This window comes from Rhizobium sp. 01T437, from assembly GCF_056398505.1.
Window position 1 is genome coordinate 341,245 of sequence record NZ_JBFTPM010000001.1, and the last position, 11,885, is coordinate 353,129.

Genomic DNA, 11,885 nt, shown 5'->3' on the forward strand with positions numbered 1-11,885 from the left:
GCGTCAGACCCAGCTCTGGATGATTTCGGGGCTGGCATGGATGCAGGTGAGCTCGAGGCGCGTCGTTCCGACATTCTTGAAGCAGTGCGGCGTCTCGGCATTGACGATGACAATATCGCCGACATTGGGCTCCAGCGTCTCTTCACCCACGGTGAAGCGCGCCTTGCCGGAGCGGACAATCCACATTTCCGTATAGGGATGAATATGCAGGTCCGGCCCCTGACCAGGCTCGTTGTCGATCAGGAAGATCGAGACCGGCGCGCCGTAATCACCGCCCTCGAAACGGATGGTGCGATTGGCGAACTGCTGCTGGCTTTCACGCGGTATGACATGGAACATGATTTCCTCCTTGGATCACGCTGCAGGTTCGCTATATTTATCTTCACGAGAAAATAATCTTCCCAATTTATCTTCTCGTCAAGATAATTTCGGAGTGGCCATGGAAAAGCAAGACCATGTCGACCGGCTGCGTGCGCTCTGGGCGGAAGAGCTGCCCGATCTCGATACGACGCCGATGAGCATTCTCGGGCGCATCTACCGGATCTCCAATCTGGTGCGACCGTCCATCGAGGCGACATTCTCGGAATTCGATCTCGATCGCGGGGAGTTTGACGTTATAGCGACGATCCGGCGCGCTGGGCCGCCATACCGAATGATCCCGACGGAGCTCTACAGCCTTCTGATGATCTCCTCGGGCGGGCTGACGCATCGGCTGGACAGGCTGGAGAAATCCGGGCTCATCCGGCGCGAGCGCTCTGCCGGGGACAAGCGCAGTTTCGAGGTGGCGCTGACGGATAAGGGTATCAGCCTTGCGGAAGCGGCCTTCCGCGAGGATATGAAACGCGAACTCGGCCATCTCGACGGGCTGGACGAAGGCGAGCGCCGGGCGCTGGAAGGACTGCTCCGCAAACTTGCCGATTCGCTCTAACGAGCGGGCGACACAGGGCCTGCAGCGGCAGATTCTGTTTGACAATCCTGTGACTTATCCCTAAAGACCGCGCCAGCACCGGGCAGCAATGTCCGGTGTTTCATTTGACATGTCCCGTGGATCAGATCCGTTCGCGTAATGGAAAGATCCTGTCGGCTCCCGGAAACGGGATCAAAGGAGGGCGTGTTTCCTTCGCGCGGTTTGGCAACAAACCGTCATAACACTCTGAAAGGAAATACGATGAGCAAGCGCGAATCGTCCAAGTACAAGATCGACCGCCGTATGGGCGAAAACATCTGGGGCCGTCCGAAGTCCCCGGTGAACCGCCGCGAATACGGCCCGGGCCAGCACGGCCAGCGCCGCAAGGGCAAGCTTTCCGACTTCGGCGTGCAGCTGCGCGCCAAGCAGAAGCTGAAGGGTTACTACGGTGACCTGCGCGAGAAGCAGTTCCGCGCCATCTTTGCTGAAGCTGACCGCCGCAAGGGCGACACCTCGGAAAACCTGATCGGTCTTCTGGAGTCCCGCCTCGACGCGATCGTCTACCGCGCCAAGTTCGTTCCGACGGTCTTTGCTGCCCGTCAGTTCGTCAACCATGGCCACGTTACGGTCAACGGCGTGCGCGTCAACATCGGTTCTTACCGTTGCAAGGCCGGCGACGTCATCGAAGTTCGTGAAAAGTCCAAGCAGCTTGTTACGGTTCTGGAAGCTGTTTCGCTCGCAGAGCGCGACGTTCCTGACTACGTCGAAGTCGACCATCACAAGATGGTTGCCACTTTCGCACGCGTTCCGACGCTTGCCGACGTTCCGTACCCGGTTATCATGGAACCGCATCTGGTCGTCGAATTCTATTCGCGTTAATCCGCGAGACGTTTTCGCATACGGAAAAGCCGCCCTTCAAGGCGGCTTTTTTGTCTTTGGAGAGAAGCCATGATGGATTTGCAGGCAGTCCTCGACAGCATCTACAAGGAACTGACGCCCCGCATCGGCGAGGGCAAGGTTGCGGACTATATTCCCGAACTTGCCAAGATTGATCCGAACCAGTTCGGCCTGTCGGTCGTCACGGTCGATGGCAAGGTCTATAGCGTCGGCCATGCCGATGTGCCTTTCTCCATCCAGAGTATTTCCAAGGTCTTCATGCTGACACTGGCGCTCGGCAAGGTGGGCGAGGGGCTGTGGAAGCGCGTTGGCCGCGAACCCTCGGGCTCGGCCTTCAATTCCATCGTCCAGCTCGAGCATGAGCACGGCATCCCGCGCAATCCCTTCATCAATGCCGGCGCGATCGCCGTCAGCGATGTCGTCATGGCCGGCCATGCGCCGCGTGAAGCGATCGGCGAGTTCCTGCGCTTCGTGCGTTATCTGGCAGACGACGAATCGATAACCATCGACGACAAGGTGGCGCGTTCGGAGACGGCGACGGGTTATCGCAATTTCGCGCTCGCCAATTTCATGCGCTCCTATCGCAATCTCGACCATCCGGTCGATCATGTGCTCGGCGTCTATTTCCATCAGTGCGCGCTCTCCATGACCTGCGAGCAGCTGGCCCGCGCTGGCCTGTTCCTCGCGGCACGCGGCAGCAATCCGTTGACCGGCCATTCGGTCGTGTCGCCAAAGCGGGCGCGGCGCATCAATGCGCTGATGCTGACCTGCGGCCATTATGACGGATCGGGCGATTTCGCCTATCATGTCGGCCTGCCGGGCAAGAGCGGTGTCGGCGGCGGCATTTTTGCCGTGGCGCCGGGTATTGCCTCGATCGCCGCGTGGTCGCCGGGGCTGAACAAGGTCGGCAATTCGCAGCTTGGTGCCGTGGCGCTGGAGATGCTGGCAGCACGCACCGGCTGGTCTGTTTTCGGCGATTGAGGCTGGGTTGGCCTGCGGCTTTCTGCTAAGCAGGGCAGGCACATCAGACAGGTAAGAAGATGAATATCGCAGCCAATATTGCCGACGATCTGGAAGTGGCTGAAGCCGGCATCGGCCATACGCTGTTTGCCGACGCGCCTGATACGGTCTCCTTCAACAAGCTGCGCAAGCGCCTGCTGCGGCAGGTGCGCCAGGCCTTCGAAGACTTCGACATGCTGAAGGACCAGAAGCGCTGGCTGATCGGCATTTCCGGCGGCAAGGATTCCTACGGCCTCTTGTCACTTCTGCTCGATTTGCAATGGCGTGGGCTGCTGCCGGTGGAGCTGATCGCCTGCAATCTCGACCAGGGCCAGCCAAACTTCCCGAAACATGTGCTACCGGAATACCTCTCGAAGATCGGTGTCAAACATCGCATCGAATATCGCGATACCTATTCGATCGTGAAGGAGAAGGTGCCGGAAGGGGCGACCTATTGTTCGCTCTGCTCGCGGCTGCGCCGCGGCAATCTCTATCGCATTGCCAAAGAAGAGGGCTGCGACGCGCTGGTGCTCGGCCATCACCGCGAAGACATCCTCGAAACCTTCTTCATGAATTTCTTCCATGGCGGACGGATGGCCGCGATGCCGGCGAAGCTTCTGAATGACGAAGGCAACCTGATGGTGCTCAGGCCGCTTGCCTATTGCGCCGAAGACGACATGGCGAAATTCGCCACCGCCATGCAGTTTCCGATCATTCCCTGCGATCTCTGCGGCTCGCAGGACGGTTTGCAGCGCAATGCGATGAAGGACATGCTCGCCGATATCGAGCGGCGCATGCCCGGCCGCAAGGACACGATGCTGCGCGCGCTCGCGCATGTGAACCCATCGCATCTGCTTGATCCGAAACTTTTCGACTTTTCTGCGCTGACCGTCACCCAAACGTCATAATGGACTTGCTATGAGCCTCTGCAGATCCATGCAACGAGTCCAAAATGATTTTCTCAGACAATGACATAGAGTTTCTCGGCGATTGCCTCCGGCATGTCGCCGAAAAAGAGATCATGCCGCGCTTCCGCAATGCGGCCGCGGCCAATGTTTCCGAAAAGACATCTTCCGTCGATCTCGTCACGCAGGCCGACCTGCGCTCCGAGGCTTATCTGACGGCAGCGATCCGCGAGCGCTTTCCGTCGGCGCTGATCGTCGGCGAAGAAGCCTATGAGGCGGATCGTTCTGTCGTGCCGGCGCTTGCCGATGCCGATCTTGCCTTCGTGATTGACCCTGTCGACGGTACCTTCAACTTTGCGGCCGGCCTGCCGGTCTTCGGCACCATTCTGGCCGTGACGGTGAAGGGCGAAACGGTTGCCGGCATCATTCACGATCCGGCGCTTGGCGATACGGTCATTTCCCTCAAGGGCGCCGGCGCCTTCCAGCAGAAGCGTGATTGCGAGCCTGTCCGCCTGAAGGTGGCAGAGCCGATCGAGCTCAACCGCATGATCGGAGCCATGGCCTGCAGCCATATGGATGAACCGGACCGTTCTCGCGTTGCCGGCAACATGGCGAAGATCCGCATGACCTTCGCCTTCAACTGCTCGGCCTATGAATATTGGATGGTCTCGTCAGGCAAGCTGCATTTCATCGGCCATCCCAAGCTGATGCCATGGGATCATCTTGCCGGCGTGCTGACGCATCAGGAAGCCGGTGGCCATACGGCCAAATTCGACGGAACGCCTTACAGACCGGGCGAGATTTCCGGCGGCATTATCTCGGCTCCCGACAGGGAAAGCTGGGAGATGATACGCAGGGAAATCATCGGCCACCGATAAACCAAGGGGAAGTGCCATGACGACTGCCGTAGACACGATGGAGCTTGCCGATCTTCTGCGGCAGGCAGCGAAAGCCGAGATCCTGCCGCGCTTTCGCCGGCTGGGCAGCGGTGATGTACGCGCCAAGACGGAAGCGACCGACCTTGTCACCGAGGCCGATGAGCAGGCCGAAAGAATGATGAAGGTCGAGGCCGCGCGCCTCTGGCCGGAGGCGCTCTTCATCGGCGAAGAATCGGTTGCCGCCGATGCAGCTCTTCTCGACAAGCTTGAAGGTGCCAATCTCGCCATCGTCGTCGATCCCGTCGACGGCACGTTCAACTTCGCATCAGGCATTCCGGCCTTCGGCGTCATGGCCTCGGTCGTATCCAAGGGCGAGACTGTTGCCGGTATCATCTATGATCCGATGGGCGACGACTGGGTCATGGCCGAGAAGGGTGGCGGCGCCTGGCTGCGCCGTCCTGACGGCGAAGCGCAGCGGCTGACGGTCGCAGAGCCTGTCGCGCTCGACCAGATGGTCGGCATGGCCTCCACCGGCTACTTGCCGCAGGAGAAGCGCGCAGAGATCCTCGGCAATCTCGCGAAGGTGCGCTTCCTCACCAATTACCGCTGTGCGGCCCATGAATACCGCACCTTTGCCGGTGGGCATGTGCATTACCTGATGTACAACAAGCTGATGCCCTGGGATCATCTGGCCGGCACTTTGATCAGCCAGGAAGCCGGCGCCTATGCCGCCCGCTTCGACGGCTCGGCCTATCTGCCGCATCATGTGACCGGCGGCCTGCTGATCACGCCGGACAAGGAAAGCTGGGACATCCTGCGCCGTGAGGTCTTCACGGTCTGAGCCTGAAATCAGGCAAGGATCTGCTTCAGTGCATTCAGAAGCTTGTCGCATTCGGTATCGGTGCCGATGGTGATGCGCAGGAAATCCTGGATGCGCTCCTTGCGGAAATGCCGCGCGAGGATCGCTTTCTTGCGCAGTTCTGCAGCAAGCTCCGCACCGCCGCGTTCGGCGTGGCGGGCGAAGACGAAATTAGCAGATGAGGGCAGGACCTCGAAGCCGAGTTCGCCAAGGCCTACGGTCACCCGCTCGCGGCTTGCGACGATCAGGTCGCAATGTTTCCTGAACCAATCCTGATCTTCCCAGGCGGCAACCGCACCCGCCTGCGTCAGCCTGTCCAGCGGATAGGAATTGAAGCTGTCCTTGACCCTCTCCAGCGCGTCGATCAGCGGCCGCTGGCCGACGGCGAAGCCGACACGCAGGCCGGCAAGGCCACGTGATTTCGAGAAGGTCTGGATGACGAGCAGGTTCGGATATTTCCGGACGAGCGGGACGGCGCTCTCGCCGCCGAAATCCACATAGGCTTCATCGATGACGACGACCTGATCCGGATGCTCGGCAACCAGCGCCTCGATCGCTGCAACCGGCAGCGCGGTGCCGGTCGGCGCGTTCGGGTTCGGTAGAATGATCGCGCCGCAGGGCTGGCGGTAATCCTCTGTTCGTACCTGCATCTTGTCGTCGAGCGGGATCTCGCTGAAATCGATGCCGTAGAGGCCGCAATAGGTCGGGTAGAAGCTGTAGGTGACGTCGGGGAAGAGCAGGGGCAGATCGTGGTTCAGCAGCGCCTGGAAGGTATGCCCCAGAACCTCGTCCGAGCCATTGCCGACGAAGACCTCGCCGGGATCGAGATCATGGCTTGCGGCGATCGCCTTGCGCAGCTTCAAACCGGTCGGCTCGGGATAGAGGCGCAGCGTGTCGTTGACCGCATCCGAGATCGCCGCCAGCGCACGCGGCGATGGGCCGTAGGGATTCTCATTGGTGTTCAGCTTGACCAGGCCGTCGATGACGGGCTGTTCGCCCGCCACGTAAGGCGTCAGGGATTGAACAATGGGGCTCCAGAAACGGCTCATCAGGATCTTCCAGTCTTATCTCTCAAGCAGCATTACATGTGAACGGCGCCGGGTTCGATCTGCGGGCTGTCACCGGGATGGGTGAAAAGCTTGCCCTTTTCGGCCCAGAGCACCATGACGACAGTAACGGCGCCGAAGACCGCGAAGCCGCCGAAGAGCGGTTGGACGGTGCCGTTGAAGAGCTGGCCGACTCCGCCGCCGAGAAGGGCGCCGAAGGTCGTCGACACGAAGCCCGTCACGGCCGTTGCCGTGCCGGCGAGATTGCCCATCGGCTCCAGGCTGATTGCCGTGAAATTGGTGGCGATCACGGCAAACATCATCAGGAGGATCGAGAAGAGCGCATAGGAGAAGGAGAAGGCCGGCGTGCCGCCGAGTGCCGCGACGAAGCCGATTGCCGAGATGATGGTGAAGAGCAGCATGGCGGCATGCGAGATACGGCGCATGCCGAAGCTGCGTACCAGCATGCCGTTCAGGAAGTTGGCAACGGCAATGCCGCCCGCCGTTGCCGCAAAGGCGATCGGCAGCCAGTCGCCGAGGCCGTAGACCTCGCCGAAGACCTGCTGGACTGAGATCACATAGGCGCTGATGACGCCGGTGAACATGGTGAGCCCGATCATGTAGCCGCAGGTGATGCGGTTGGTCAGAACAGTCTTGAAACCGTCGCCGACGGCCGCGAAGGACAGCGGAATGCGTTCATCCGGCGGCAGGGATTCCTTGAGGCGCAGCAGCGCCCAGACGAAGAGGATCGAGGCGACGATGCCGAGCAGGATGAAGATCCAGTGCCACTCGGCATAGGTAATGATCAGCTGACCGACCGAGGGGGCGACGATCGGCACGATCATGAAGACGATCATGACATAGGACATGACGCGGGCCATCTCGCGGCCGCCGAAGCAGTCACGCACGATTGCCATGGTGGTGATGCGCACGGCCGCGCCGCCGATGCCCTGGACGAAGCGCATGATCAGCAGCATTTCGAAGCTGCCGGTGGCGGCCGCCGCAAACATGCCGAGGATATAGCAGGCCAGGCCGCCGAGCAGGATGTTGCGGCGGCCGAAAGCATCCGACAGGCTGCCGAAGATGATCTGCGAAGCGCCGAAGCCTAAGAAGAACACGCCGATAACGAGCTGCGTGTCATTGCTGTTGGTCACACCAAGCGAATGACCGATACTGGGCAGCGCCGCCAGCATGCTGTCGATCGCCATGGCGATGCTGGCGGTCATGATGGCGATGGTCACCACGAACTCGACAAAGCCCATGCCGATGCGGGCCGAGCCCTGGTTTTCCGTATGCGGTTTATGTGTCGGAGTCATTCGAATCCCCCTGAATGACGTAATAGCGGCCGAAACGCGGCCGCATGAATGCGGGATGCGACAGGCTCCTACCAGGATGCTCCGTCGCCTGACGTGTCTGAAAGCTTCAGTTGCCCGATATCAGTGTCCGATATCAGTGAAGCTGGAAAGCGATGCGTCCTTCGACAGTGGCGCATGCTGCGCTCTGAACAGCCGGCCCTTTTCGGCGATCAGCACGACGACGATGCCGATGAGCGAAACGCCGAAGTAGCCGGCGATCATCGGCGTTGCCGTGCCGTTGAAGGACTGGCCGATCAAGGCGCCGATCGACGCACCGCCGACCGTGCTCATGAAGCCGATCACCGAGGAAGCCGTGCCGGCAAGATGGCCGAGCGGCTCCATGGCGAGCGAGTTGAAGTTCGAGCCGATCCAGCCGAACTGGAACATGACCAGCGCGAAGAAGACGATGAAGATCGGGAAGGGCATCGGCTGCGGCCCGAAGACCTGCACCAGAAGCCAGATGAAGCTCAACGCGCAGAAGCCGATAATAGAGGCATGCGACAGGCGTCGCATGCCGAAACGACCGACGAGCTGCGAATTGATGAAGGACGAGAAGGCCATGAACAAAGCCACGCCTGCAAAGGCGACGGGCATGTAGACGCCGAGCCCGTAGATGCCGACATAGACCTGCTGGGCTGAATTGATGAAACCGAACAGCGCGCCGAACAGGATCGTGCTGGCAATGGTGTAACAGAGGGCGACACGGTTCGACAGGAAGATCGCAAAGCCCTGCAGGATCGAGCGCGCCGTGAACGGCCGCACATTGGCCGGATCCAGCGTTTCAGGCAGGCGCAGATACATCCAGATGCCAACGGCCGTCGCCATCGTGCCGATGAAGACGAAGATCATATGCCAGGTGCTGATGAGCATGATGATCTGGCCGCTGCCGGGCGCAATAACAGGCACGACCATGAAGACCATCATGATCAGCGACATGACTTCCGCCATCTGCCGCCCGCCGTAGACATCGCGGACGATGGAGATGGTAATGACGCGGGTGGCGGCCGAACCGAGGCCCTGGATGAAACGCAGCGCCAGAAGACCGGCAAAGGTCGGGACCACGGCGATACCGAAGGCGGCAACGACGTAAATGCAGAGGCCGATCAGGAGCGGAATGCGGCGACCAAAGCGATCGGACAGCGGGCCGTAGAAAAGCTGGGCGAGACCGAAGCCGAAAAGATAGGCTGAAACAACGTACTGACGATGATTTTCGTTCTCAACACCGAGGCTGGCGCCGATCTGCTGCAGTGCGGGCAGCATGATGTCGATTGCCAGCGAATTGACGGCCATCATGAAAGCCGCAAGCGCGATAAATTCGAGCTTGCCCATGGGCAACCGACCCGCGGACATGGCTTGTGATGAATCTGTCACAATGAAATTCCCATAAACAGGTCAAGGCGCTGCTTGGCGCAGCGCCTCGAACTCAAGATACAGATTTGGAAACCGGACGGATGCCCGGTGACCGATCAGGCGACGGCGGTCTTAATGGTAACGCCGTTATCCTGGAGGTGCTGCTGGAGCTCACCGGCCTGGAACATTTCCCGGACGATGTCGCAGCCGCCGATGAACTCGCCCTTAACGTAGAGCTGGGGGATCGTCGGCCAGTTGGAGTAATCCTTGATGCCCTGGCGGATTTCCGAATCGGCGAGCACGTTGATGCCCTTATAGTCCACACCGATGTAATCGAGGATCTGGACGACCTGGCCGGAGAAACCGCACTGCGGAAACTGCGGCGTGCCCTTCATGAAGAGGACGACGTCGTTGCTCTYGATCTCGTTTTCGATGAATTCGTTGATACCGCTCATGGGACCTAATCCTTTCAACAGGCGGGTTAAAGGCCCGCCGTTTCAATCGTTTTCTTTAGATAGCATGTGGAAGCCGGAATTCCAGCCGCCAAAACCAAAAAAAGACCAATCCGCGACACTCTGTGGCGCGCATTGTTGCCGCTGCGTTACGGCTCCCTGCTGAGGTGGGCCTGGGATCTGTTCTATCTCGGTGTTGGTGAGGTGGCTGAAATCCCATTGCGAGACTTCGGTCACGACGCCGAGATCGCGCCCGCGCATGCACCTTCCTCGAAGAATTGCGGGCATTGCAGCTTACGATGGAGAAGGTTTAGGCGCGGCGCTGCCGGCTGCGGCCTGCCGCCGTGCGGCGCTTGCTGACCTGCTTGCGAGCGGGCTTACGGCTTGTCGACGTTGCCTTGCGGGTGGTGCGGCTCGTCGTTGCAGACGCTGCCTTACGGCGCTTGCGCTTGGTCGTGGTGCGGCCCGTCGTCTTCTTCAGGATTTCCTTCAGCACGCTATTGACGATACCTGACACTAGTTCATTCACGAGATTGGCCACAAAATCCCCCTCAGCCCTATCGAAACGCACCTTACCTATTGAATTCCGGAAGAGTTCGCTTAGCAAGACGGCTCGAAGGTTTTATCCGGTTTTTCGCCGTATTTTCAGGCGAACCCGTCATCCTGGCAACGGCGCACTCAACCCGCCTGAAAGAAGAAAAAGACTATGAAACTCGTCGATAAGCGGGTTGTGCTGCATTTCCCCGGATTCGAACCGCTTGATGGCGCAGCGCACCGGGCGCGGTATGAGCGTACCGCAAGGCAAAGCGCATCCGTCTGGGGCTATAATGTCGCGACAGGTGCCGCGGCCGACGGGCACTATGTTTCCTTCGATGTCGGCACCAGCGCCGATGGCTGGCAGACGCAGACGCGTGTCCATGTCTTCGACCATAATGAACTGGTGCAGCGGTTGCGCACCGGCAATACAGCAAGCCGGATCGTGGCGGGCTTTGCAAGCTTCTGGCAGGTTGTGCGCGAGGGCGGCATGGCCGGCTATTTCCGCCATGCCTGGCGCTTTGGCCTGTTCTTCATTTTTCCCTTCCTGCTGACGGCGCTCGCAATCGTCATCACGCTGCAGATCCTGACGCTGCATTACTGGCTGGGACTTCCCGGCTGGCACCTCGGCTGGAGCGCGCCGCTGGCGGCCATCTTCTTCACCTTCGGTTTCCTGCCGTTCTCTGAGCGCTTCCACACGCTGCATCTTTTTGCGGACTGGGAAATGGCCGTGGCGCTGGCACGCATGGACAGGCCTGTTTTCAACGACTGGCTGGAACAATGCGCGACATCGATGCGCGCAGCACTCAACGAGGAGGCCGATGAATATGTCATCTCCTCGCACAGTATGGGCTCCAGCGTCGCGGCGCATGTCGTCGGCATTCTGCTGGAGCGGGAGCCTGACGTTTTCAAGGGCAAGCGCGTGGTGTTTGCGACGCTCGGCTGCGCGATCCTGCAATGCGCGCTGATGTCGTCGGCGACGCTCTTGCGCTCGCGCGTCGGCCTGATCGCGCGTTGCCCGGATATTTTCTGGCTCGATGTGCAGTGCCTGACGGACTCGATCAACTTCTACAAAGTGCCCGTCGTCAGCGTTTCCGGCCATCCGGATGCGCCGCAGGCCAGCATGATCCATATCCGCGTGCGGCAGATGCTGACTCCTGAACATTACAAGAAGATCCGTAAGGATCAGCTGCGCGTGCATCGTCAATATGTGCTGGGGCCGGACATGAAATCGGCCTTCGATTTCACGCTGCTGACCGCAGGCCCGATGCCGGCCTCTGTCTTTGCCTATCCCGAGCAGGACAAGCTGCCGGCCTGAGAGCTCAGCAATGAAGAGGCGAGGAGGCGTCGATCACTTTCGAGCCATCGCTTCCGTTTCAAAACAAAAACCCGGCGGAAGAAGCCTTCCAGCCGGGCCTGTTCATTTCAGATCTTCAGTCGGACGAAGCTCTAATTTCAATCCGGTGCCGAGGTCTGCAGGGCAAGGGCGTGCAGGATGCCGCCCATATTGCCCTTCAGCGCCTCATAGACCATCTGGTGCTGCTGCACGCGGCTCTTGCCGCGGAAGGCTTCCGCGACGACTTCGGCGGCGTAATGATCGCCGTCGCCTGCCAGATCGCGGATCGTTACCTTGGCACCGGGAATCCCGGCCTTGATCATGTCTTCGATATCGCCGGGTTTCATGGCCATGATCGTTACTCCTT

Annotated in this window: 14 protein-coding genes and 1 pseudogene; 7 read left to right on the top strand and 8 right to left on the bottom strand. The window is 60.0% G+C overall.

Going from position 1 to position 11,885, the window contains the following annotated elements; all coding sequences use genetic code 11:
• Nucleotides 1-3: 3 nt before the first annotated feature.
• Nucleotides 4-339 (bottom strand): cupin domain-containing protein, encoded by a 336-nt coding sequence (locus AC1DM5_RS01765; protein WP_113299453.1) that lies wholly within the window; start codon nucleotides 337-339, stop codon nucleotides 4-6.
• Between the two features lie 100 nt (nucleotides 340-439).
• Here AC1DM5_RS01765 and AC1DM5_RS01770 point away from each other — a divergent pair, with 100 nt between their 5' ends.
• The 6 genes from AC1DM5_RS01770 (at nucleotide 440) to AC1DM5_RS01795 (ending at nucleotide 5,427) form a co-directional block, all read left to right on the top strand.
• Nucleotides 440-928, top strand: coding sequence for a MarR family winged helix-turn-helix transcriptional regulator (locus AC1DM5_RS01770; RefSeq protein ID WP_477819436.1), 489 nt, complete (start codon nucleotides 440-442; stop codon nucleotides 926-928).
• 240 nt (nucleotides 929-1,168) lie between these two features.
• Complete coding sequence (rpsD, locus tag AC1DM5_RS01775; RefSeq protein WP_477819437.1) at nucleotides 1,169-1,786, top strand: 30S ribosomal protein S4; 618 nt, start codon at nucleotides 1,169-1,171, stop codon at nucleotides 1,784-1,786.
• A gap of 69 nt (nucleotides 1,787-1,855) precedes the next feature.
• Entirely contained in the window at nucleotides 1,856-2,785 is a 930-nt protein-coding gene (locus AC1DM5_RS01780) for a glutaminase (RefSeq protein ID WP_477819438.1), read from the top strand.
• A gap of 59 nt (nucleotides 2,786-2,844) precedes the next feature.
• A complete protein-coding gene (gene ttcA / locus AC1DM5_RS01785) occupies nucleotides 2,845-3,711 on the top strand; it encodes a tRNA 2-thiocytidine(32) synthetase TtcA (protein WP_477974500.1) in 867 nt (288 codons plus the stop codon).
• Between the two features lie 44 nt (nucleotides 3,712-3,755).
• Nucleotides 3,756-4,586, top strand: a complete 831-nt coding sequence (locus AC1DM5_RS01790) for an inositol monophosphatase family protein (RefSeq protein ID WP_477819440.1) — start codon at nucleotides 3,756-3,758, stop codon at nucleotides 4,584-4,586.
• A gap of 16 nt (nucleotides 4,587-4,602) precedes the next feature.
• Nucleotides 4,603-5,427, top strand: a complete 825-nt coding sequence (locus AC1DM5_RS01795) for an inositol monophosphatase family protein (RefSeq protein ID WP_477819441.1) — start codon at nucleotides 4,603-4,605, stop codon at nucleotides 5,425-5,427.
• A gap of 8 nt (nucleotides 5,428-5,435) precedes the next feature.
• On the opposite strand, the gene hisC is transcribed toward AC1DM5_RS01795, so the two are convergent.
• The 6 genes and pseudogenes from hisC to AC1DM5_RS01825 form a co-directional block, all read right to left on the bottom strand.
• Nucleotides 5,436-6,494: a histidinol-phosphate transaminase gene (gene hisC / locus AC1DM5_RS01800; RefSeq protein ID WP_477819442.1), complete on the bottom strand. Its 1,059-nt coding sequence runs from the start codon at nucleotides 6,492-6,494 to the stop codon at nucleotides 5,436-5,438.
• A 32-nt stretch (nucleotides 6,495-6,526) separates the two neighbouring features.
• On the bottom strand, nucleotides 6,527-7,807 hold the full coding sequence (locus tag AC1DM5_RS01805) for a multidrug effflux MFS transporter (RefSeq protein ID WP_113324731.1): 1,281 nt from the start codon (nucleotides 7,805-7,807) through the stop codon (nucleotides 6,527-6,529).
• 120 nt (nucleotides 7,808-7,927) lie between these two features.
• The gene (locus AC1DM5_RS01810) at nucleotides 7,928-9,175 is read right to left on the bottom strand and encodes a multidrug effflux MFS transporter (RefSeq protein ID WP_477974502.1); all 1,248 of its coding nucleotides are present in this window, start codon (nucleotides 9,173-9,175) and stop codon (nucleotides 7,928-7,930) included.
• Nucleotides 9,176-9,312: 137 nt separating this feature from the next.
• Complete coding sequence (gene grxD, locus AC1DM5_RS01815) at nucleotides 9,313-9,651, bottom strand: Grx4 family monothiol glutaredoxin (RefSeq protein WP_477974504.1); 339 nt, start codon at nucleotides 9,649-9,651, stop codon at nucleotides 9,313-9,315.
• Nucleotides 9,652-9,797: 146 nt separating this feature from the next.
• Nucleotides 9,798-9,918 (bottom strand): annotated as a pseudogene (locus AC1DM5_RS01820) (c-type cytochrome); the annotation flags it as partial.
• Nucleotides 9,919-9,958: 40 nt separating this feature from the next.
• Nucleotides 9,959-10,189, bottom strand: coding sequence for a hypothetical protein (locus tag AC1DM5_RS01825; RefSeq protein ID WP_477819445.1), 231 nt, complete (start codon nucleotides 10,187-10,189; stop codon nucleotides 9,959-9,961).
• Nucleotides 10,190-10,354: 165 nt separating this feature from the next.
• Here AC1DM5_RS01825 and AC1DM5_RS01830 point away from each other — a divergent pair, with 165 nt between their 5' ends.
• On the top strand, nucleotides 10,355-11,500 hold the full coding sequence (locus tag AC1DM5_RS01830; RefSeq protein ID WP_477819446.1) for a hypothetical protein: 1,146 nt from the start codon (nucleotides 10,355-10,357) through the stop codon (nucleotides 11,498-11,500).
• Nucleotides 11,501-11,637: 137 nt separating this feature from the next.
• Here AC1DM5_RS01830 and AC1DM5_RS01835 read toward each other — a convergent pair whose 3' ends face one another.
• Nucleotides 11,638-11,871, bottom strand: a complete 234-nt coding sequence (locus tag AC1DM5_RS01835; RefSeq protein WP_007826248.1) for a BolA/IbaG family iron-sulfur metabolism protein — start codon at nucleotides 11,869-11,871, stop codon at nucleotides 11,638-11,640.
• Between the last annotated feature and the right edge of the window lie 14 nt (nucleotides 11,872-11,885).

Excerpts from the sequence above, each read along its gene's own strand:
- AC1DM5_RS01765 (WP_113299453.1), bottom strand. The coding sequence starts at position 339 with ATGTTCCATGTCATACCGCGTGAAAGCCAGCAGCAGTTCGCCAATCGC.
- hisC (WP_477819442.1), bottom strand. The coding sequence starts at position 6,494 with ATGAGCCGTTTCTGGAGCCCCATTGTTCAATCCCTGACGCCTTACGTG.
- AC1DM5_RS01810 (WP_477974502.1), bottom strand. The coding sequence starts at position 9,175 with ATGGGCAAGCTCGAATTTATCGCGCTTGCGGCTTTCATGATGGCCGTC.
- AC1DM5_RS01780 (WP_477819438.1), top strand. The coding sequence starts at position 1,856 with ATGATGGATTTGCAGGCAGTCCTCGACAGCATCTACAAGGAACTGACG.
- AC1DM5_RS01835 (WP_007826248.1), bottom strand. The coding sequence starts at position 11,871 with ATGGCCATGAAACCCGGCGATATCGAAGACATGATCAAGGCCGGGATT.
- AC1DM5_RS01795 (WP_477819441.1), top strand. The coding sequence starts at position 4,603 with ATGACGACTGCCGTAGACACGATGGAGCTTGCCGATCTTCTGCGGCAG.
- AC1DM5_RS01805 (WP_113324731.1), bottom strand. The coding sequence starts at position 7,807 with ATGACTCCGACACATAAACCGCATACGGAAAACCAGGGCTCGGCCCGC.
- AC1DM5_RS01790 (WP_477819440.1), top strand. The coding sequence starts at position 3,756 with ATGATTTTCTCAGACAATGACATAGAGTTTCTCGGCGATTGCCTCCGG.
- AC1DM5_RS01770 (WP_477819436.1), top strand. The coding sequence starts at position 440 with ATGGAAAAGCAAGACCATGTCGACCGGCTGCGTGCGCTCTGGGCGGAA.
- AC1DM5_RS01830 (WP_477819446.1), top strand. The coding sequence starts at position 10,355 with ATGAAACTCGTCGATAAGCGGGTTGTGCTGCATTTCCCCGGATTCGAA.
- ttcA (WP_477974500.1), top strand. The coding sequence starts at position 2,845 with ATGAATATCGCAGCCAATATTGCCGACGATCTGGAAGTGGCTGAAGCC.
- rpsD (WP_477819437.1), top strand. The coding sequence starts at position 1,169 with ATGAGCAAGCGCGAATCGTCCAAGTACAAGATCGACCGCCGTATGGGC.